Source organism: Sphaerisporangium cinnabarinum (assembly GCF_055567015.1).
On sequence record NZ_JBVHRG010000004.1, the window covers coordinates 238,468 to 258,122 of the forward strand.

Consider the following 19,655-nt stretch of genomic DNA (forward strand, 5'->3'; position numbering starts at 1 on the left):
CGTGGCGCGGTCCGGGCCCGGTGCGGCGGCCGGCCGGAGCGCGGGTGAGACAGGGCTCACAGCCCTACCGTGGGCAGATGGCGGACGTCCTGCCCGACGACGTGGCGACCTGGCTCGGGTCGTGGTTCTGGGCGCCCGGCTACGACGTCGCTCGCGAGGTGCTGCAACGGGGCACCGCGGCGATCCTCGTCGTCGCGTTCCTCGTCGTCGTGCGGCAGTGGCGCCCGCTGCTGGGCGAGCGCGGGCTGCTGCCCGCCGCGACGTTCGTGGCGCGCACGACGTGGCGGGACGCCCCGAGCGTGCTCCGGTGGCGGTGCTCGGACCGGTTCGTCGCCGCGCTCGCGTGGGGCGGGGCGGGGCTGGCGGCGCTGCTCGTCGCCGGGGTGCCCCAGCGCGGGCCGTGGTGGCTGACGACGCTCGCCTTCCTCGTGCTGTGGGCGGCCTACCTGTCGGTGGTGAACGTCGGGCAGCGCTTCTACGGGTTCGGGTGGGAGTCTCTGCTGTGCGAGGTGACGTTCCTCGTGGGGTGGCTGGGCTCGTCGGGCGGGGGCGCCGCTCCCCCGCTGCTCGTGCTGCTGCTCGCCCGCTGGTGCCTGTTCCGGGTCGAGCTCGGCGCGGGACTCATCAAGCTCCGCGGGGACCGCGCGTGGCGCGACCTCACGGCCCTGGATTATCACCACGAGACGCAGCCCCTCCCCGGCCCGTTCTCGTGGCACGCGCACCACCTGCCGCGGTGGTGGCACCGCGTCGAGGTGGCGGGCAACCACGTGACGCAGCTCGTCGTGCCGTTCGCGCTCTTCGCGCCGCAGCCGGTCGCGAGCGTCGCGGGCGGGGTCGTGGTGCTCACGCAGGCGTGGCTGCTCGTGACGGGGAACTTCGCGTGGCTGAACTGGCTGACGATCGTGCTCGGGCTCGGTGTCGTGAGCGACGGCGCGTGGGCGGCCGTCGGGTCGTGGCTCGTGCCCGCGCTCGGTCGCGGCGAGGGGCCGGTGCCCGACGGCGGGGCCGCCCCGGGCGGCCCGGTCGCCCTCGTCGTGGCCGTGCTCGCGGTGTCGGCGCTCCTGCTCGTCCTCAGCGTGCGCCCGGCGCGCAACCTCGTCGCGCGCCGGCAGCTCATGAACGCGAGCTTCGAGCCGTTCCGGCTCGTCAACGCCTACGGCGCGTTCGGCTCGGTCTCGCGGCGCCGCGACGAGGTGGTGGTGGAGGGGACGACGGCCCGCTCCCCCGGGCCCGACGACTGGGTCGAGTACGTGTTCCGCGGCAAGCCGGGCGACGTGGGGCGCCGCCCGCCGCAGGTCGCGCCCTACCACCTGCGCCTGGACTGGCAGATGTGGTTCCTCGCGCTCGGGTCGCCCGGCACGCGCTGGTTCGAGGTGCTGCTGCTCCGGCTCCTGGAGGCCGACCGCCCGACCCTGCGGCTGCTCGCGGCAGACCCGTTCGCCGACGATCCCGACGGCCCCGCCCCGCGGTGGGTGCGGGCCCGCGTCTTCCGCTACCGGTACACGACGCGCGCCGAGCGGCGACGCACCGGCGACTGGTGGGTGCGCGAGGAGCGCGGGACGCTCGTCGACCCGGTCGACCGCAGGCATCTGCGGCTGCTCCTGGGCCCGCGGGCCTGAGCGGCCGGCGGCGGGCCAGCCCCGCGCGAGCCGGCCCGCGGCGGCCCGGCGCGACGGTCCTACTCGAAGCGGGACGGGTCGCCCGCGCCGACGCGCACGACCTCGGGGGCGCCGTCGGAGAAGTCGACGACGGTCGTCGGCTCGCTGCCCCGCTCGCCGCCGTCGACGACCGCGTCGACGACGTGGTCGAGCTCCTCCTTGATGGCCCAGCCGTCGGTGAGCGCCTCCGTCGAGCCGGGGAGGATCAGCGAGCTCGACAGGATCGGCTCCCCGAGCGCCGCGACGATGGCCTGGGCGACGACGTCCTCGGGGATGCGGACGCCCACGGTCTTCTTCTTGGGGTGCGCGAGGCGGCGCGGGACCTCGGAGGTCGCGCGCAGGATGAACGTGTACGGCCCGGGGGTGGCGGCCTTGATGGACCGGAACGCCGCGTTGTCGACCATGACGAAGTGTCCGAGCTGGGCGAAGTCGGCGCACACGAGCGTGAAGTGGTGCCGGTCGTCGAGGTGGCGGATGCGGCGGATGCGGTCGGCGCCCTCGCGGTCGTCCATGCGGCAGCCGAGCGCGTAGCCGGAGTCGGTCGGGTAGGCGACGAGCCCGCCGTCCTCGAGGAGGGCGACGACCTGCGCGATCGCGCGCGGCTGCGGGTTGTCGGGGTGCACGTCGAGGTAGCGGGCCATGGGGCGAGCCTAGGCCCGGGGCCGCGGTCCGGCCGCCGGGACCGCCGTCGTCGTGCACCCGGCCCCGGTGCCGCTACCGGGGCAGGTGCGCGGACACCCGGAGCAGCTCCGCCGGGCTGGCGTTGCCGCCGGAGCAGACGACGCCGACGCGCCGGCCGGCGAACCGGGCGGGGTCGGCGAGGACGGCGGCGAGGGCGGCGGCGCCCGCGCCCTCGGCGACGGTCCGGGCCGCGGTGAGGTAGAGCGCGGCGGCGCGGTCGATCGTGTCGTCGTCGACGAGGACGAAGTCGTCGAGGTGCTCGCGCAGGACGGCCTGGGTGAGCGCGAAGCCGGTGCCGGTGGCGAGGCCCTCGGCGCGCGACGTGTTGGGCCGGGCGACGAGGTCGCGTGCCCGCCAGGAGTCGTGCGCGGCGGGCGAGGCGGCCGACTGGACGGCGACGACCTCGAGCCCGGGGGCGAGCGACTCGGCGACGAGGCAGGCCGCGGCCGCGCCGCTCCCCCCGCCCACGGGGACGACGAGCACGTCGAGGTCCGGGACGTCCGTGAGGAGCTCGAGGTACGCCGTCGCCACCCCGGCGACGAGGAGCGGCTCGTTCGCGGCGCTGACGAGCCGGGACCCAGCCTCGGCCGCGAGCGCCGTGGCGTGCTCGCGGGCGTCGTCGAAGGTGGTGCCGGCAAGGACGAGGCGGGCGCCGAGGTCGCGGACGGCGTCGGCCTTGGTGGGGTTGGGGTGGGTGGGCATGACGATGGTGCAGGGGGTGGCGGTGGTGCGGGCTGCGTGGGCGACGGCCTGGGCGTGGTTGCCGGTGGAGAAGGCGGTGACGCCGTGGGCGCGCTCGTCGGGGGTGAGGCGCAGGAGGAGGTTGAGGGCGCCGCGGACCTTGAAGGCTCCGGTGGGCTGGTGGTTCTCGTGCTTGACGACGACGTGGGCGCCGGTGGCGCGGTCGAGCGCGGGGTAGGTGCGGGTGGGGGTGGGCTGGAGGTGGGTGGCGAGGAGGCGGCGGGCGTCGAGGACGTCGCGCATCGTGGGCGGGGCGAGGTCTGCGGGGGCCATGGGTCCACGGTCCCGCGGGTCGTCTCATCGGTCCAATGCCTGTTCTGTGCGGAACGATCGATGCGATCTATGCTTCGCGCATGAGGGCGTGGACGTGGACCTGACGCGGCTGCGGGTGCTGGCGGCGGTGGCGCGCGAGGGGTCGGTGACGGGGGCGGCGCGTGCGCTGCACTACGCGCAGCCGTCGGTGAGCCACCATCTGGCGCGTCTGGAGGCGGAGGTGGGTGTGCCGCTGACGGAGCGGCACGGCCGGGGTGTGCGGCTGACGGCGGCGGGTCGGCTGCTCGCGGCGCGGGCGGAGGAGATCCTGGGGCGCGTGGGTGCGGCGCGCGAGGAGCTGGACGCCCTGGTCTCGTTGTCGGCGGGCCGGGTGCGGCTGGCGGCGTTCCCGTCGGCGCTGGCGACGCTGGTGCCCGACGTCGTGGGTCGCCTGGCGCGCGAGCACCCGGGTCTGGGCGTGGGGCTGGTGGAGGCGGAGCCGCCGGAGGCGCTGGACGCGCTGCGGCGCGGTGCGGTGGACGTGGCGCTGGTGTTCGAGCACGACCGGTCGCCGCTGGACACCGACGGGCTGCGCGCGGTGCCGGTGCTCGCGGAGGAGCTGTTCCTGGTCCGTCCGGGTGCCGACCCGTACCCCGGTGCGCACGACGACACCCGTGACGACCCGAAGAGCGAGGCCGCGGCGTCGTCCGCGGAGGGGCCGGCGGATCTCGCACCGCTCGCGGACGCGGCGTGGATCGCGGGCTGCGAGCGGTGCCGGGCGGACCTGGTGGGCCGGTGCGAGCGCGCGGGGTTCACGCCGCGCGTCGCGTTCGAGACGGACGACTACGTCGCGGTCCAGGCGCTGGTGGCGTCGGGCGTGGGGGTGTCCCTGCTGCCCGCGCTGGCGCTGCGGGCGCACCGGGACCCGCGCGTGGTGGTGCGCCCGCTGCCGGGCGCGGCGCGCCGCGTGCTCGCGGTCACGTACGGGGAGCGCCCTTCCCCGGGGGCGACGGCCGTGGTCGAGGGCCTGGTGCGCGCGGCGGGCTGACCGTCAGGCGGGCACGACGACGGCGGGCGCCGCGAGCACGAGGAGCACGACGCACACGCCCGCGACGGCCATGGAGAGCGCGAACGGGGCGCGGCTGCGCGGGCGTGCGACCCCGACGGCGCCGGCCGCGAGGGCGAGCACGAGCGCCCCGGCGCCGAGAACCCACGTCACCGGGCCGGGGGGCGTCGGGGGTGCGACCACGACGAGCAGGGACGCCGCGGCGAGCAGCACGGGCGCGAGCACGGAGCTCGCGCGGCGCCCGAGCCGGTGCGGCAGGCCGCGGACGCCCGTGGCGGCGTCGTCCTCGAGGTCGGGCAGGGTGTTCGCGACGTGCGCGCCGACGCCGAGCAGCGCGGCGGCCGCGACGGCCCACGGGGCGGGACGGCCGTCGCCGGGGGCGGCGAGCACGACGAACACGGCGAGCAGGCCGAAGGACACGGCGTACGGGGCCCAGGACCACCACGTGGCCTTGAGCCGCGCGTTGTACGACCACGCGACCCCGACGGCGACGGCGTGCACGACCCCCGGCAGCAGCCCGGTCGCGAGGGACAGCGCGACGCACGCGGCGAGCGCCACGAGCGCCGCCGTGCGCAGGGTAGCGGCCGTGACGAGGCCCGACACCACGGGCTTGTCGGCGCGCCCGACGGCGACGTCGCGGCGCGCGTCGAGCCAGTCGTTGGACCAGCCGACGGAGAGCTGGCCGGCGAGGACGGCGAGCGCGACGAGCGTCGTCGTGCGGGTGCCCGCACCGATGCCCGCGGAGAGCGCGAGGGCGAACGCGGTGACCATGACGGTGGGCGGGAAGTGGCTCGCGACCACGAGGCCGCGGACGAGCCCTCGCGAGCGACCGGTCACCATGGCGGCAACCTAGCCCGCCCCCGGCCCGCGCGCCCGGCGCCCGGGCCGGTCGTCGCGGCGCACCCCTCCCCCCGCGCGGGCGGACCGGGCCGGTGGGACGATGCGGGCATGTCGCGCGTCGTCGCCGTCGGGACCTCGCTTCCCGCGCATGCGTACCGCCAGGACGAGATCTCCCGGGTCACGAGCGAGCTGCTCACCGACGACCCGGTCCGCCGTGCGCTCACGCGCCGGCTGCACGCCCACGCGGGCGTCGAGACCCGTCATCTCGCGCTGCCCCTGGAGGACTACGGCGGGCTCTCTTTCGGCTCCGCCAACGACGCCTTCCTGGCGCTCGGGACCGACCTCGCGGAGCAGGCGTGCCGCGCGGCGCTCGACGACGCGGGCCTGCGCCCGGACGAGGTCGACCACGTGGTGCTGACCACGGTCACGGGCGTGGGCGCGCCGACGCTCGACGTGCTCGTCGCGGCCCGGCTGGGCCTACGACCGGACGTGCGCCGCACGCCGTCGTTCGGGTGGGGCTGCGCCGGGGGCGCGGCGGGCCTGGCGCGGGCGGACGACCTGCTGCGAGGGCGCCCGCGGGACGTCGCGCTCCTCGTCGCCGTCGAGCTGTGCTCCCTGACGCTGCAGCGCACCGACCCGTCGACGGCGAACCTCGTGGCGTCGGGACTGTTCGGCGACGGCGCGGGGGCGGCCGTCCTCGTCGGGGACGAGCACCGCCTCGCCCGCCGCCCGGGCCCGTACGGGCGGGCGGGCGCGGGCGTGCGCGCCCGGGGCGTGCGCGTCGTCGACTCGCGCTCGCACCTGCACGCGGGCACGACGGGCGACCTGGGGTGGCGCGTCGGCGACACGGGGTTCGAGATCGTGCTGTCGGCACGCCTGCCCGAGCTCATCGGTGCGCACCTGCTGGGCGACGTCAAGGCGCTGCTCGCCGAGCACGACCTCGAACCGGCCGACGTCGGGGCGTGGGTCGTGCACGCGGGCGGCCCTCGCGTCCTGGACGCCGTCCGCGACACCCTGGGACTCGCCGAGGAGGACCTCGCGCTCAGCCGGGCGTCCCTGCGCGACGTGGGGAACCTGTCGTCGGCGTCCGTGCTGCACGTGCTCGGCGCGACCCTGGCCCGCACGGACGTGCCACCCGGCGCACCGGCCGTCCTCATGGCGTTCGGCCCCGGGGTGAGCACCGAGCTCGTCCTGCTGCGGCTCGACGGCCGCGGCCCGCGCCGGGCGCCCGCGCGACAGGCCGGTCACGCTGCCGGGCACGCGCCCGCCCCGGGCGAGGAGGTCCACGGATGAGCCTCGCCTGGTACGTGGTGCTCGTCGGCGCCACCGCCGTCGAACGGCTCGCCGAGCTCGTCGTCTCGGCCCGCAACGCCCGCTGGTCGTTCGCCCGGGGCGGCGTCGAGTCGGGCCGCGGGCACTTCCCCGCGATGGTCGCGCTGCACACGGGGCTGCTCCTCGCGTGCGTGGCCGAGGCGTGGCTCGCCGACCGGCCGTTCCTGCCGTGGCTCGGCTGGCCCATGCTCGTCCTCGTGCTCGCGAGCCAGGGCCTGCGCTGGTGGTGCATCGCGACCCTCGGGCCGCGGTGGAACACGCGCGTCATCGTCGTGCCGGGCCTGCCGCTCGTCGCGCGCGGCCCCTACCGGTGGCTGCGCCACCCCAACTACGTCGCCGTCGTGGTCGAGGGCGTCGCGCTGCCGCTCGTGCACTCGTGCTGGATCACCGCCGTCGCGTTCACGCTGCTCAACGCCATGCTCCTGGCCCGCTTCCGCATCCCTGCCGAGGAGCGCGCCCTCGCCCGCGCGACGGCGGTCGGCGCCGACGCGCACCCGGCCGTGCCGTGACCCCTCCCCGCCCGACCGACGCCCGCGCGGCCGACCGCCGCGTCGACGTGCTGGTCGTCGGCGGCGGGCCCGTCGGGCTCGCCGCCGCCCTGCACGCCCGCCGCGCGGGGCACGACGTCCTCGTGGTCGACCGCCGCGCCGGCGTCATCGACAAGGCGTGCGGCGAGGGGCTGCTCCCGGGCGCGCTCGCCGCGGTCCTCGCCCTCGGCGTCGACCCGCCGGGCCACCCGCTCGCCGGCATCAGCTACCGCGACGCCACCCGCCACGCCGACCACCCGTTCGCCGCCGGCCCGGGCCGCGGCGTGCGGCGCACCGCGCTGCACGCCGCCCTGCGCGAGCGCGCGCTCGCCGAGGGTGTCGCGATCGAGCACGCCACGCTCCGGGCGCTGCGCCAGGACGCCCGCGGGGTCGACGTCGTGCTCGGAGCGGTGCGAGGACCCGCCGGGGAGGCTCCCGGGGCGGACGGCGGTGCGGACGACGTCGTCCGCGCGGCCCGGGTGCTCGGCTGCGACGGGCTGCACTCCACCGTGCGCCGTCTGACCGGGCTCGACGCCCCGCCGCGCGGGAGCGCCCGGTTCGGCCTGCGCACCCACTACCGGCTCGCCCCGTGGAGCGACCTCGTCGAGGTGCACTGGGCGCCGCACGCCGAGGCGTACGTCACCCCCGTCGCGGCCGACGTCGTCGGCGTCGCCGTCCTCTCCCACCGCGACGGCACCCGTTCCACGCCGCGAGGAGCGCACCACGGGCTCGACGCGTTCGGCGAGCTCGCGGACCGCGTGCGCGACGCCCCCGTGCTCGGGCGCGTCCGCGGCGCGGGACCCCTGCGCCAGCGCGCCCGACGCCGCACCGCCGGGCACGTGCGCCTGGTCGGCGACGCGTCCGGGTACGTCGACGCGCTCACCGGGGAGGGCGTGCGCGTCGGGCTCGCCCAGGCCGAGGCCGCCGTGCGCCACCTCGACGACCCGGCCGCGTACGAGCGGGCCTGGGCCCGCGCCACGCGCGACTACCGCGTCCTCACCTCCGGCCTGCTCGCCTGGGCGGGCAGCCCCGCCCGCCGGGCCATCGTCCCCGCCGCGAGCGCCGCGCCGTGGCTGTACGGGGCGGTCGTGGAGCGCCTGGCCCGCTGACGACGGCGCGCTGTGGGCACCTGCGGCTACCGTGCGGCCATGACCTCGCTCGACCTGCACGTCGTCCCTGACCGTTTCCTGCTCGGCCACGTCCCGGGCGCCACGTTCCCCGAGGACGACGAGTGGGTCGCGCTCGTGCGCGCCCCCGAAGGGCTCACGGTCGTGCGGCACGCGTCCCCGTTCGACGACGCCGAGCGGTGGGCGGGGTTCTACGGCTCGGCCCACGGGCTGGAGACGACGGGGGTGCTCGCGTCCGTCGTCGGGCCGCTGGGCGAGGCCGGCGTGCCGGTGTTCGTCGCGTCCACGTTCCACGCGGACCTCGTGCTGGTCCCGGAGGCGCGGCTCGAGCAGGCCACCCGGGTGCTGCGCGACGCCGGGCACGCGGTCGCCGCTCCTCGGTGATCTCCGGGTCACCGCCTGTCGTCGCGCACGGTCCCCGCACCGGTAGCATGCGCGGATGCGAGCGCGAGGGTGGGTGGCGGCAGCGGCCGTGGTGCTGAGCACGGCGGTCCTGGTCGGGTGCGGGTCCGGCGGTGCAGGCCCGGCGGACGGGACTGAGGAACCGGAGGCGGCGAGCAGCGCTGCGCCGTCGCCGGCCACGGATGCCCCGGTGCAGGACGGCGCCCCGGACGACGCCGCGACCTGCGTTGCCTCCAGCGACGTCATGACGATCGTGGAGAACGCCGACCTCGGCCTCGCCGACGGCCGCATGGCGGAGCAGGAACGCGACGGCTGGTACGAGCTCGCCACCCGCGTGCTCGGCCGCCTGCCGTCCGGCGGGGACAGCGCCGTGCAGACGGCGGTCGCCGACCTCCAGGCGGCCGCCCCGGCCGTCGCGGTCGGGACGTTCGCCGAGTCGACCGGCGTGGGGTCCCCGGAGTGGTCGCAGGCCCAGGCAGACCTCGGCGACGCGTGCGAGACGCTCGGTACTCCGCTGACGATCGCCCCCTTCACCGGCGGCTGACCCGACGCCCGGCCGCCGTGCCACCGCGCGCGGGGACCGCGCCACCGCGCTCGGCGGCGCAGCCGGTCACCCCGGCACCGCTGCCCTCTCCGCCCGGTCGAGCAGGTCGCGCGCGCGGTCGCGCGGCAGGAACGCGAGGAGCGCGTCCTTCTCCCCCACGCGCACCCCCTCGGCCACCTCGAAGCCGAGGGCACGCATCCGGGCGTGCGCCCGCTCGTTCGCCGCGTCCGGCTCGACGACGATCCGGTCCACCCGCGGGTCGGCGAAGCAGAACCCGACGACCAGCGGACCGATGGCGGCCCACAGGTCCGCCCCGCGCGGGCCCCGGCCGCCGAGCAGGAAGTGCAGCCCGACGTCGCCCGGCGCCACCGCGTACGCCTCGCCGACGGGGTCGTGCTCCGGCTCGTACGTCTGCAGGAGCGCGACGGGGGCGTCGTCCCACCGCACGAGGAACGCGTGGTGCGTCGGCAGCGACCCGACGTACGCGTACAGGTCGCGCAGCTCCGTCCGGGACAGGTCCCCGAGGCCCCAGAACCGTGCCCACGGCCGGGTCACCCAGGCGTGCAGCACGTCGAGGTCCGCGTCCGGGTCGAGGACGCGCAGCGTCAGGCGACCGCCGCCCGGCGCGCGGTGGGAGAGGAGCAGCTCGCCGGGCGCACCGGTGGGCAGGCGGCCGGGGGCGGGCAGGTCGGTCGCGGTCATCGGGTCTCCTCGTGGCGCAGCAGGGCCCAGTCGGTCACGACGGGCACGGTCTCGGCGTCGGCCCAGGCGGCGAGCCGGTCGGCGAAGTGGGGCGAGCGCGGGTCGCCGCTCGCGCCGAACGGCACGCCCCAGCGGCTCGCGTCCCGGTCGGCGAGGTCCCACACCCAGCGCGCGACCGACCCGCGCACGCACACGTCGCTGACCCCCGGCACGCTCGCGGTGCAGCGCACGGTGTCCGTGTCGCCGCCGAGCGGCACGTCCGGCACGCGCGGGACCGGGGCGCCCGGCACGTCGAGGAGCACGTGCAGCCCGAGCACGCGGTGGGTGTCGCCCCACACCGGCGCCGAGCCCGACATGCCGTCCCGCGCCCGCACGACGTCGGCGAGCGCGGCCCACGCGAGCGCGGCGCCGTCGAGCCCGAGCCACGCGGCGCCGAGCAGCGCGGGCAGCGCGTCGGCGACGCGCGCGGTGACGGCCAGCCACGGCGCGAAGACCGGGTCGAGACCGTGGGGCGCGTGCAGGGACGCGAGCGCGGGGTGCGCCGCGACCCGGCCGACGAGCGCGCCGCGCCACGCCGCGAAGAGCGCCGCGTCGGCGCTGTCCGCGTCCATGCGGCGGTCCCACGCGCGCAGCCGCCCCGCCGCGCGGACCGTCGCGGGGTCGGGACGCACGCCGGTGCCGCGCTCGGCCTCGGTCTCGGCTCCGGCCCCGCCGCCCGGGCCGCCGACATCGCGGTCGAGCCACCCGAGCAGGTCGTCCGCGCCGCCGAGCAGCGTGTCCGCGTGGACGCGCGACTGGTCCGCCGCGGTCGCGTCGTCGCCCGCTGCCGCGAGCAGCGCCCGGATCCGCCGCGCGCGGTGCGGCGGGGCGTACGTGCGGCCCAGGTCGAGGTCGGGCCGCGCGGGCCGCTCGTTCGCGTCGACCGCGACGTCGTCGACGACCACGGGCGGGGGCGGCACGACCCACGGGCGGGCCCGCCCGGCGTCGGCCCATCCCGGGAGCGGCAGCGCGCGCTCGGCCGGGTCGCGGCGAGGCACGCGCCCCGCCGTCATCGACAGCACGGTCTCGCGGTCGGCCGCCAGCACGCGGTCGACCGGGTCGACCCAGGTCGCGAACGCGTCCGTCACGTCGCGCGCCGACCGGACCCGCAGGAGCCGTCGCCACGCGGTGACCCCGAGGTCGGCGTCCACGCGTGCGGGCAGACGCACGGCGAACGTCCGGCCCGGGTCGTCGGGCCCGCCCGTGACGACGACGCCGCGCGCCGTCTCGATCGTCTCCACCCGGCGCTCGACCGGGCCGCCCGCCGCGCGCACCCGGACCGTGGCGACGACGACGTCCGCCGCCTCCGGACCGTCGGGCCCCTCCGCGACGACACCGCCGTCCGCCGTGCGGTGGAGCCGCTCCGCGACGACGTCCACGTGGTGCGCCATCGCGTTCGTCACGCCCCACGCCGCCGCGCCCGCGTGCCCGAAGTGCGGGACCCCCGGGACGCCCGGGAACGCGAGCCCGACGACGTCGTACGCGTCGCACGCCAGGCGCACCTGCTGGTAGACGCCCGGCAGCTCCAGCAGGCGGTGCGGGTCGCCCGCGAGCAGCGGCGCCCCGGCGCGCGTCCTGGCGCCCGCGAGCGCCCACGCGTTCGACCCCGAGCCGGGTCCGCCGTCGGCCGCGAGCAGGTCGAGCACCGTGGCGGTGGTCACGTCGGGGCGGGACCGCGCGACGGCGGCCCCGAGGGTGCGCGCGACGTGGTCGCGCCACAGCACGTGGCCGAACCCGGAGAACAGGACGTGCGCGACGAGGAAGACGCCGAGGGGCGCCCACGCGGGCCACGGCTCGTGCGGGGGCAGGTCGCCCCCGCCGGGCCACGCCGGGTCGGCGAGGGCGTGCATCTCGGGCACGTCGCGCCCGCGGTCGAGACCGTCGTCGACGCCCGCGGTGTACGCGTCGACCCAGGCGCGGTCGTCGTCCGCGAGCGCCGCGTAGGCGCGGCGCGCGGTGTCGGCGAGGCGGACGCGGTGGGCGAACCGGTCCCAGACCAGGCCCGGCTCGCCCAGGCGCTCGGCGAGCCGCCCCTCGGCGCGCCACCGGTCGACCTCGATCTGCCAGCCGCGGTCGAGCGCGGTGACGTACCCCTGGCCGCGCGCGAGCGCGAGCTCGTCCGCGGCGCGCACGTGCGGGACGCCCCACGCGTCGCGGTGCACCTCGAACCCACCGGGGCCCGCCGTCACGTCAGCCCTCCCGCGCGGCGGGGTTGGCGAGCGTGCCCGCGTACAGCAGGGACGCGGACTGGTCGGCGAGGTCGACCATCTGGAGCGTGTTGCGCAGCTGCAGGCGGTTGAGGCACGAGTGCGCGAACCGCGGGGCGCGCAGGTCGACGCCGCCGCGCAGGTCGGGGTGGTCGGCGCGGTGGGCGTCGAGGCACTGGGCGACGAGACGCCAGAACCGGTCCTCGGCCAGCACGCCGTCGCCGGCGAGGATCGCGGCGAGGTGGCGCAGGACGCCGTCGAACACGTCGGTGAAGATCGCGAGCGCCTTCTCCTCGTCGTCGACGACGGCGCGCACCCGCTCGACGCCGGGCGGGAGCGGCGCGTCGCCGAGGACGGCGACCTCCTCGCCGACGTCCTTCATGACCGCGCGGACCACGACGTGGTCGCGCAGGACGAGGATGAGGTTCTCGCCGTGCGGCATGAACGCGAGGTCGTGCGCGAGGAGCGCGTGGGCGAGCGGGCGCAGGTAGGCGTCGAGGTAGGCGCGCACCCAGTCGGCGGGGTCGAGCCCGGAGGCGCGCACGAGCGCGGTCGCGTGCGCGGCGCCGTCGGGGTCGCGGTGCAGGAGCGCGGCCATGGTGGCGAGGCGCTCCCCGGGCGCGGTGCGCGGCACGGGGCTCTCGCGCCACAGGGCGGCGAGCATCTTGCGGTGCGGGGACGGCGTGGCGGTGCGGTGGTAGACGTCACCGGTGTACCCGATCGAGGCGAGCTCGCGCAGCACGGTGAACCCGCGGCCGCCGAGCTCCGGGTCGGCGGCGACGAGGTCCGCGACCCAGTCGTTGATCGCGGGGGTGTCGCGCATGTACGCGGGCGACAGCCCGCGCAGGAACCCCATGTTCTGGATCGCGAGCGCGACCTTGACGTAGTGGCGGCCGGGCCGGGTGAGGTTGAACAGCGTGCGGATCGACTGCTGCGGCTGGTACTCGTCGGCGCCCGGCCCGAGCGGGACGAGGTCGCCGCGCGCGACGTCGGCCGCGAACGTGATGGGCACGCGGTGCTCCCACTGCCACGGGTGCACGGGGAGGTAGAGGTAGTCGGCCGGGTCGAGGCCGCGCGCGGCGAGCCGGTCCGCGAACGCGGCGCGCTCGTCGGGCGTGAGCTCGGCCCCGTAGTGCGTCTCCTCGTCGAGCCCGGCGCCGAGCGCGAGGTGGGTGTGCTCGCGCCGCGCGGCGAGCCACAAGAGGCGCACGCGGCCGCCGTTCTCGGGCGCGTACGCGCGGTACTCCGCCAGGCCGAACCCGATGCGCCCGTTGTTCGCGACGAACCCCGGGTGCCCCTCCGTCATGGCCGTCTCGACCTGCTGGAACGACGCGTCGAGGAGGTCGGTGGCGCTCGGCCCGCCGGTGCGCGCGTACCGCTCGAGCTTCGCGGTCGCGCTCGCGAGCGTGGACGACACCTCCTCGAGGTAGGTGGCGAGCAGGTCGTCGGGGATGCGCAGGTCGGGCTGGAGCTCGACGACGAGGTCGAGCGCGTCGACCGTCAGCTCGCGGGGCGCGCCGGCGCGGTCCGCACCCGCCGGGGCGCCCGCGTCGTCCGGCAGGTCCGGCCGGTCCTGCGTGGGGCGTCCGTCCGTCACGGTGCGCCGGATCGACGCCTCGTCGAGCACCCAGTGCTCGAGCGCGTACCGCCGCGCGCGGAAGCGGTACTCCACCGAGCCGCCCGCGACGGGCAGCACGTACTCGCCCCACCCGTTCGTCTCGACCGGCCAGACCTCCGCGCGCGGCGCGAGCAGCCGCTCGTGGGTGAGCTCGGCGATCGTCTTCGCCACGAGGTGGCGGTGCGCCCGCTCGGCGAGGTCGGGGCGCAGGTGCGAGGCGAGGTCGACGCCGTCGCCGAGCGGGCTCGCGTCGAGGTCCGCACGCGTCGCGACGGCGAGGTGCGCCGTCTTGCCCGGGAGGTCCACCTCGCGCAGCACGCGGAACCCCGCCGCGGCGTTCTTCGCCGCGATCGCGGCGTTGCGCACGTCCGGCTCGACGACGACACGGCGGGCGCCACGGCCCGCGGGGGCCAGGCAGAACCGCACGACGGCGCCCATCACGGCCGAGGTGAACCCGCCGCGCGGGGGCCCGGGCGGGGGCGCGACGAGCAGGTGCATCCCGACGTCGCCGGGCTCCAGGAGCGCGGCGGCCGCGGGGACGTCGGCGAGCGTGACGCGCGCCGGGTCGTACGTCTCCACGAGGAACGCCGGCGCACCGTCGACCCGGCCGAGCCACGCGTCCTGGTGCGGGTCGGCGCGGACCGCCGCGAGGTAGTCGCGCACGCCGTCGACGTCGAGGTGGCCCAGCTGCCAGAACGCCGAGCGGGGGTGCGCGAGCCAGCCCTGCACGAGCGCGGCGTCGCGCGCCGGGTCGACGGGCTCGAGCGAGACGTCCGCGCGGCCGCCGCCGAGCGGGACCCGCACCGTGAAGGCGGCGCCCGGGCTCGCGCCCGACGCGACAGCGTCAGGCAGGGCGACGTCCCGCGCCGTCGTCGTGGTGGCGCTCATCGGGCCTCCCCTGCCGTGCGCTCGCCCGCCGCGACGCGCGCCGCGGCGTCCGACGTGGCGGGGGTCGTCGTGGGAGTGGTGGCCGGGGACGGAGGACCCGAGGGAGCCGCGTCGTCGGGCAGGCCGAACGTCTGGAACGCGATGCGCTCCTCCACCGGGTACACCTCGCGCCCCGTGACGGTGCGCAGCACGACGGCGTTGCGCCAGGCGGCGAACCCGAGGTCCGGCGCGGTGATGCCGTGGGTGTGCTCCTCGCCGTTGAGCACGTGGACCCGGCGCGCGTGGTCGACCGTGTAGTCGCGTGCGACGTCGAACCGCCCGAGCTCGTCGAACCGGAGCAGGTGGCGCACCGGGTCGAGGAACGCCGGGACCGAGGCGGCGTAGCCCGTCGCGACGACGAGCGCGCGCGTGCGGCGCTCGACCTCCCGCCCGAGCTGCGCGTGCCGCAGCCGCAGCACGTACTCCCCCGCCGGGGCGGCGGCGCCGGCCCGCCCTGGCACGCTCTCGTCGTCGCGCCCGCCGGTGGTCGGCTCGTAGCGCGCGGCGACGACCTCGGTGTCGGTGAGCAGCGTCGTCGGCACCGGGCGGTCGAGGCTCAGGCGGTACAGCGCGTCGTAGATCTCGTCCACGAGGTCGCCGCTGATCCCCTTGTACAGGCCGCGCTGCTCACGGCCGAGGAGCTGGCGCAGCTCGAGCGGCAGCGCGTGGAAGTGGTCGGTGTAGTCCGGCGACGTCATCTCGAGCGTGAGCTTCGTGTACTCCATGGGGAAGAAGCGCGGCGAGCGCGTCACCCAGTCGAGGCGGTACCCGGGGCGCCGCGCGTCGCCGTGGACGCCGTCGAGCAGGTCGCGGTAGACCTCGGCGGCCGACTGGCCGCTGCCCACGACCGTGACCGAGCCCGCCGCCGCGAGCGCGTCGCGGTGCGGCAGGTACTGCGCGCTGTGCACGAGCGGCCCCGCGCCCGGGTGCTCGCCGCGCGCGACCTCGTCCGCGAGCGCCCGCAGCGCGGGCGGCAGCACCGGGGACGTGCCGACGCCGAGCACGAGGTGGCGGCCCCGGTGCTCCTCGGTACCGGTGACGCTCCCGTCGGGCGCGAGCGTCTCGGCCCGCACGACGAACGCGTCGGCGGCCGGGTCGTGCTCGACGGCGACGACGCGCCGCGACCAGCGCAGCGGGCCCAGGCGGGCCGCGACCCAGCGGCAGTACGCGTCGTACTCGGCGCGCAGCGGGTAGAACGACTCGCGGATGTAGAACGGGTAGAGCCGGCCCGTGGCCTTGAGGAACGCGAGGAACGAGTACGGCGACGTCGGGTCCGCCATCGTGACGAGGTCGGCGAGGAACGGGACCTGGATCGTCGCGCCCTCGATCATCATGCCGGGGTGCCAGCGGAACTCGGGCGCGGCGTCGAGGAACACGGCGTCGAGGTCGTCGAGGGGCGCGGACAGCGCGGCGAGGCCGAGGTTGAACGGCCCGATCCCCACGCCGACGACGTCGCGCACGCGCGCCGGGTCGTGGGGCGCCGGGGCGGGGCCGCTCGTCGTGGGAGCGGTCGTGGTCATCGGGTCACCGCCCCGGCGGTCGCGAGCGACGCCACGAGGTCCGCGGCGTGCGCCGCGACGTCGTCGTCGTGCAGCAGCTCGTCGCGCTCGACGAGCGCCTGGGCGGTCGTGCGCACGAGGTCGAGCACGTGGCGCACGTCCGCGAGCGTGACGGTCGGGTTGAGCAGCGTGAGCTTGAGGCACGGGACGCCGTCGAGCACGGTCTTGGCGACCACCGCGCGACCGGACTCGAACAGCACCCGCCGCACGAGCGGCACGAGGCGGTCCGCGTGCGCCGCGGACAACCCGGGCGGCTCGTACCGGAACAGGACCGTGGAGAGGTCCGTCCGGCCCAGCACCCGCAGGTCGGGGTCGTCCGCGAGGTCGGCGTGCACCTGCGCGGCGAGGTCGCACACGGCGTCGACCATCGCGCCGACCCCGCCGGGCCCGAGCGCGCGCAGCGTCGTCCAGAGCTTGAGCGCGTCGAAGCGGCGGGTCGTCTGGAGCGACACGTCGACCTGGTTCGGCTCGGCGTTCTCGCGCGGGTTGAGGTAGTCCGCGTGGTGCGCGACGCGCTCCAGGTCGGCGCGCTCGCGCACGAGCAGCGCGCTCGCGGACACGGGCTGGAAGAACGCCTTGTGGTAGTCGACCGTCACCGACCGCGACCGCTCGATGCCGTCGAGCAGGTGCCGGCGCGTCGGGGACACCAGGAGCCCGCACCCGTAGGCGGCGTCGACGTGCAACCACACGTCGGCCGCGTCGCACACGTCCGCGACCGCGGCGAGCGGGTCCACGCAGCCGCGGTCGGTCGTGCCGGCGGTCGCGACGACCGCCATGACGACCTCGCCCGCGGCGTGCGCCGCGTCGACGGCGGCCGCGAGCGCCGCGGGCACGACCCGACCGTCGGCGTCGGCCTCGACCCGCACGACCGCGTCGTCGGCGAGGCCGAGCAGGAGGGCCGAGCGCGCGACGCTGAAGTGGCTCGACCCCGCCGCCAGGACGCGCAGGCGCGGCAGGACGGCCGAGCGCCCGAGCCCGTCCCGGGCGGCGCGCTCGACCGTGCGCTCGCGGGCGAGGAAGAGCGCGTGGAGGTTGGACTGCGTGCCGCCCGACGTGAGGACGCCGTCGCCGGCGACGTACCCGACGCGGCCCGCGGTCCAGGCGACGACGCGACGCTCCATGAGGGTCGCGACGGTCGACTGGTCGTAGGTGTCGACGGACGTGTTGATCGCGGCGAGCAGGGCCTCGGCACCGACCGCGGGCAGCGCGACCGGGCAGTTGAGGTGCGCGGCGTAGGCCGGGTGGTGGAACCACACGGCGTGGGTCGCGTAGAGGTCGGCGGTCTCGCGCAGCGCCGTGTCGGTCCCGACGCCGGGGCCGTCGAGGTCGGTGGCGTCGACGAGCGCGGCCAGGTGGGCGCGGCTGGCGCCGGACCAGGGCTGGTCGACGGCGGCCACGCGCGCGGCGACGTCGTCCACGACGGCGTGCAGGGTGCTGGCGTAGGCGCCCGCGGTCGCACCGGTGAGCAGCGCCGGGGCGGTCGGGGTACCGTGCGCGGGCGCGACGGATCGTGCTGAGAGCATGCGAGGCTCCAGGACGGGGAGAGGACCGCCGCGGAGCACGGCGGGGCAACCTGAGGTTTGCCTTGCCTAACCTAGCGCAGCGCGGTCCCCCGTCAAGGGTGACCTGCGCCACGTCCGCCGTGGACGCGTGGCCACGCCGGGGAGAGGATGGCAGTCGCCCGTCCTGGTGCCCGAGGAGGCCGTGTGGAACCCACCGTCGCGACGACCCGTCCTGCGATCGTCACCGTGGACGACGACCCCGGGGTCTCGCGCGCGGTCGCGCGCGACCTGCGCCGCCGCTACGGCGACCGCTACCGGATCGTGCGCGCCGAGTCGGGTGCGGAGACGCTCTCCGCGCTGCGCGAGCTCGCGCTGCGGGGCGAGGACGTCGCCGTCGTCCTCGCCGACCACCGCATGCCCGGCATGACGGGCGTCGAGCTGCTCGAGCAGGCGATGGACCTCTTCCCCGCGGCGCGGCGCGTCCTGCTCACCGCCTACGCGGACACCGAGGCCGCGATCGAGGCGATCAACGTCGTCGACCTCGACTACTACCTGCTCAAGCCGTGGGACCCGCCCGAGGAGAAGCTCTACCCCGTCGTGGACGCCCAGCTCGAGGCGTGGTCCGCGACCGACCGGCGCCGCCCGGCCGAGACCGTCGTCGTCGGGCACCGGTGGTCGGCACGCTCGTCGCAGGTGCGCGAGTTCCTCGCGCGCAACCGCGTGCCCTACCGGTGGTACCCGTCGGAGTCCGCCGAGGGAGCGCGCCTGCTCACGGCCGCGCAGGCCGACGGCGAGACCCTCCCCCTCGTCGTCACGCCCGAGGGCGAGCCCCTCGTCGCGCCCGACGACGCGACGCTCGCCGAGCGCGTCGGGCTCGCCACGCGACCCACGGCCGACTTCTACGACCTCGTCGTCGTGGGCGGCGGGCCGGCGGGGCTCAGCGCGGCGCTCTACGGGGCGTCGGAAGGGCTGCGGACGGTGCTCGTCGAGCGCACCGCGACCGGCGGACAGGCCGGGCAGAGCTCGCGCATCGACAACTACCTCGGGTTCCCCGACGGGATCTCGGGCGCCCAGCTCGCCGAGCGCGCGCGCCGCCAGGCCGTGCGGTTCGGCGCCGAGATCGTCACGACGCGCGACGCCGTCGAGCTCGACGTCGACGGCCCGGCCCGCTCGGTGCGGTTCCCCGACGGCACGTCGATCGACGCGCACACCGTCATCCTCGCGTCCGGCGTCTCCTACCGGCTGCTCGACGGCCCGGGCCTCGCGGACCTCGTGGGCCGCGGCGTGTTCTACGGCTCGGCGCTCACCGAGGCGTCCGCGTGCCAGGACCAGGAGGTGTACGTCGTCGGGGGCGCGAACTCCGCCGGGCAGGCGGCGCTGTACCTCGCGCGCGAGGCCAAGCAGGTCACGCTCGTCGTGCGGGGCGACTCGCTCGCCCGGTCCATGTCGTCCTACCTCGTCGAGCAGGTCGAGGCCCACCCGCGCGTGCGGGTCCTCACCCGCACGGAGGTGGTCGCGGCGTCCGGCGACGACCACCTGGAGCACCTCGAGCTGCGCGACCTCGACGCCGCCACCACCACGCGCGTCGAGTGCGGGTGGGCGTTCGTGTTCATCGGCGCCGCGCCCCGCACCGACTGGCTCGACGGCGTCGTCGCGCGCGACCCCCGCGGGTTCGTGCTCGCGGGCCCCGACCTCCTGCACGACGGCGCACCGCCCGCCGGGTGGACGCTCGACCGCCCGCCCTACCACCTGGAGACGTCCGTGCCCGGCGTGTTCGCCGCCGGGGACGTGCGCGCGGAGTCGGCCAAGCGCGTCGCGTCCGCGGTCGGCGAGGGCGCCATGGCCGTCATGCTCGTCCACCGCTACCTCGAACAGCTCTGACCCTCGGCCCCGCGACGCCGCCCCGACGACGCAGGCCCCGACCCGAACCC

Annotated in this window: 16 protein-coding genes; 8 read left to right on the forward strand and 8 right to left on the reverse strand. The window is 77.2% G+C overall.

The window, feature by feature from the left end; translation table 11 throughout:
- Positions 1-77 precede the first annotated feature (77 nt).
- The gene (locus tag ACZ4MO_RS08365) at positions 78-1,619 is read left to right on the forward strand and encodes a lipase maturation factor family protein (RefSeq protein WP_175008539.1); all 1,542 of its coding nucleotides are present in this window, start codon (positions 78-80) and stop codon (positions 1,617-1,619) included.
- A gap of 59 nt (positions 1,620-1,678) precedes the next feature.
- Here ACZ4MO_RS08365 and ACZ4MO_RS08370 read toward each other — a convergent pair whose 3' ends face one another.
- On the reverse strand, positions 1,679-2,299 hold the full coding sequence (locus ACZ4MO_RS08370) for an L-threonylcarbamoyladenylate synthase (RefSeq protein WP_175008538.1): 621 nt from the start codon (positions 2,297-2,299) through the stop codon (positions 1,679-1,681).
- Between the two features lie 73 nt (positions 2,300-2,372).
- Positions 2,373-3,353: a pyridoxal-phosphate dependent enzyme gene (locus ACZ4MO_RS08375; protein WP_175008537.1), complete on the reverse strand. Its 981-nt coding sequence runs from the start codon at positions 3,351-3,353 to the stop codon at positions 2,373-2,375.
- Positions 3,354-3,447: 94 nt separating this feature from the next.
- Here ACZ4MO_RS08375 and ACZ4MO_RS08380 point away from each other — a divergent pair, with 94 nt between their 5' ends.
- On the forward strand, positions 3,448-4,380 hold the full coding sequence (locus ACZ4MO_RS08380; protein WP_499278728.1) for a LysR family transcriptional regulator: 933 nt from the start codon (positions 3,448-3,450) through the stop codon (positions 4,378-4,380).
- Between the two features lie 3 nt (positions 4,381-4,383).
- Here ACZ4MO_RS08380 and ACZ4MO_RS08385 read toward each other — a convergent pair whose 3' ends face one another.
- Positions 4,384-5,238 carry a UbiA family prenyltransferase gene (locus ACZ4MO_RS08385; protein ID WP_175008535.1) on the reverse strand — a complete coding sequence of 285 codons (855 nt, stop codon included), beginning with the start codon at positions 5,236-5,238 and terminating at the stop codon, positions 4,384-4,386.
- Between the two features lie 108 nt (positions 5,239-5,346).
- Between ACZ4MO_RS08385 and ACZ4MO_RS08390 the strand changes: the two genes are divergently transcribed.
- The 5 genes from ACZ4MO_RS08390 to ACZ4MO_RS08410 all read left to right on the forward strand — a co-directional run bounded on the left by ACZ4MO_RS08390 (position 5,347) and on the right by ACZ4MO_RS08410 (position 9,170).
- Complete coding sequence (locus ACZ4MO_RS08390; RefSeq protein WP_175008534.1) at positions 5,347-6,531, forward strand: 3-oxoacyl-[acyl-carrier-protein] synthase III C-terminal domain-containing protein; 1,185 nt, start codon at positions 5,347-5,349, stop codon at positions 6,529-6,531.
- A complete protein-coding gene (locus ACZ4MO_RS08395) occupies positions 6,528-7,079 on the forward strand; it encodes an isoprenylcysteine carboxylmethyltransferase family protein (protein WP_175008533.1) in 552 nt (183 codons plus the stop codon). Before ACZ4MO_RS08390 ends, ACZ4MO_RS08395 begins: the two co-directional genes overlap by 4 nt.
- Positions 7,076-8,206: an FAD-dependent oxidoreductase gene (locus ACZ4MO_RS08400; protein ID WP_209829187.1), complete on the forward strand. Its 1,131-nt coding sequence runs from the start codon at positions 7,076-7,078 to the stop codon at positions 8,204-8,206. Before ACZ4MO_RS08395 ends, ACZ4MO_RS08400 begins: the two co-directional genes overlap by 4 nt.
- Positions 8,207-8,245: 39 nt before the next feature.
- Positions 8,246-8,608 (forward strand): ACT domain-containing protein, encoded by a 363-nt coding sequence (locus ACZ4MO_RS08405; protein WP_175008531.1) that lies wholly within the window; start codon positions 8,246-8,248, stop codon positions 8,606-8,608.
- 262 nt (positions 8,609-8,870) lie between these two features.
- Positions 8,871-9,170, forward strand: coding sequence for a hypothetical protein (locus tag ACZ4MO_RS08410; protein ID WP_175008530.1), 300 nt, complete (start codon positions 8,871-8,873; stop codon positions 9,168-9,170).
- A 66-nt stretch (positions 9,171-9,236) separates the two neighbouring features.
- On the opposite strand, the gene ACZ4MO_RS08415 is transcribed toward ACZ4MO_RS08410, so the two are convergent.
- The 5 genes from ACZ4MO_RS08415 to ACZ4MO_RS08435 are packed head-to-tail and all read right to left on the reverse strand — an operon-like array spanning position 9,237 to position 17,745.
- Positions 9,237-9,872, reverse strand: a complete 636-nt coding sequence (locus ACZ4MO_RS08415) for a GNAT family N-acetyltransferase (RefSeq protein ID WP_175008529.1) — start codon at positions 9,870-9,872, stop codon at positions 9,237-9,239.
- Positions 9,869-12,100 carry a penicillin acylase family protein gene (locus ACZ4MO_RS08420; RefSeq protein ID WP_175008528.1) on the reverse strand — a complete coding sequence of 744 codons (2,232 nt, stop codon included), beginning with the start codon at positions 12,098-12,100 and terminating at the stop codon, positions 9,869-9,871. Before ACZ4MO_RS08420 ends, ACZ4MO_RS08415 begins: the two co-directional genes overlap by 4 nt.
- A gap of 1 nt (position 12,101) precedes the next feature.
- Positions 12,102-14,624 (reverse strand): GNAT family N-acetyltransferase, encoded by a 2,523-nt coding sequence (locus tag ACZ4MO_RS08425; RefSeq protein ID WP_175008527.1) that lies wholly within the window; start codon positions 14,622-14,624, stop codon positions 12,102-12,104.
- A complete protein-coding gene (locus tag ACZ4MO_RS08430; protein WP_175008526.1) occupies positions 14,621-16,183 on the reverse strand; it encodes a SidA/IucD/PvdA family monooxygenase in 1,563 nt (520 codons plus the stop codon). The genes ACZ4MO_RS08425 and ACZ4MO_RS08430 overlap by 4 nt, the downstream gene beginning before the upstream one ends.
- Complete coding sequence (locus tag ACZ4MO_RS08435) at positions 16,180-17,745, reverse strand: pyridoxal-dependent decarboxylase (RefSeq protein ID WP_209829190.1); 1,566 nt, start codon at positions 17,743-17,745, stop codon at positions 16,180-16,182. The genes ACZ4MO_RS08430 and ACZ4MO_RS08435 overlap by 4 nt, the downstream gene beginning before the upstream one ends.
- A gap of 183 nt (positions 17,746-17,928) precedes the next feature.
- Between ACZ4MO_RS08435 and ACZ4MO_RS08440 the strand changes: the two genes are divergently transcribed.
- The gene (locus tag ACZ4MO_RS08440) at positions 17,929-19,605 is read left to right on the forward strand and encodes an NAD(P)/FAD-dependent oxidoreductase (protein WP_255437115.1); all 1,677 of its coding nucleotides are present in this window, start codon (positions 17,929-17,931) and stop codon (positions 19,603-19,605) included.
- Positions 19,606-19,655 lie beyond the last annotated feature (50 nt).

Excerpts from the sequence above, each read along its gene's own strand:
- ACZ4MO_RS08415 (WP_175008529.1), bottom strand. The coding sequence starts at position 9,872 with ATGACCGCGACCGACCTGCCCGCCCCCGGCCGCCTGCCCACCGGTGCG.
- ACZ4MO_RS08385 (WP_175008535.1), bottom strand. The coding sequence starts at position 5,238 with ATGGTGACCGGTCGCTCGCGAGGGCTCGTCCGCGGCCTCGTGGTCGCG.
- ACZ4MO_RS08370 (WP_175008538.1), bottom strand. The coding sequence starts at position 2,299 with ATGGCCCGCTACCTCGACGTGCACCCCGACAACCCGCAGCCGCGCGCG.
- ACZ4MO_RS08405 (WP_175008531.1), top strand. The coding sequence starts at position 8,246 with ATGACCTCGCTCGACCTGCACGTCGTCCCTGACCGTTTCCTGCTCGGC.
- ACZ4MO_RS08435 (WP_209829190.1), bottom strand. The coding sequence starts at position 17,745 with ATGCTCTCAGCACGATCCGTCGCGCCCGCGCACGGTACCCCGACCGCC.
- ACZ4MO_RS08395 (WP_175008533.1), top strand. The coding sequence starts at position 6,528 with ATGAGCCTCGCCTGGTACGTGGTGCTCGTCGGCGCCACCGCCGTCGAA.
- ACZ4MO_RS08375 (WP_175008537.1), bottom strand. The coding sequence starts at position 3,353 with ATGGCCCCCGCAGACCTCGCCCCGCCCACGATGCGCGACGTCCTCGAC.
- ACZ4MO_RS08410 (WP_175008530.1), top strand. The coding sequence starts at position 8,871 with ATGACGATCGTGGAGAACGCCGACCTCGGCCTCGCCGACGGCCGCATG.
- ACZ4MO_RS08365 (WP_175008539.1), top strand. The coding sequence starts at position 78 with ATGGCGGACGTCCTGCCCGACGACGTGGCGACCTGGCTCGGGTCGTGG.
- ACZ4MO_RS08430 (WP_175008526.1), bottom strand. The coding sequence starts at position 16,183 with ATGACCACGACCGCTCCCACGACGAGCGGCCCCGCCCCGGCGCCCCAC.
- ACZ4MO_RS08425 (WP_175008527.1), bottom strand. The coding sequence starts at position 14,624 with ATGAGCGCCACCACGACGACGGCGCGGGACGTCGCCCTGCCTGACGCT.
- ACZ4MO_RS08390 (WP_175008534.1), top strand. The coding sequence starts at position 5,347 with ATGTCGCGCGTCGTCGCCGTCGGGACCTCGCTTCCCGCGCATGCGTAC.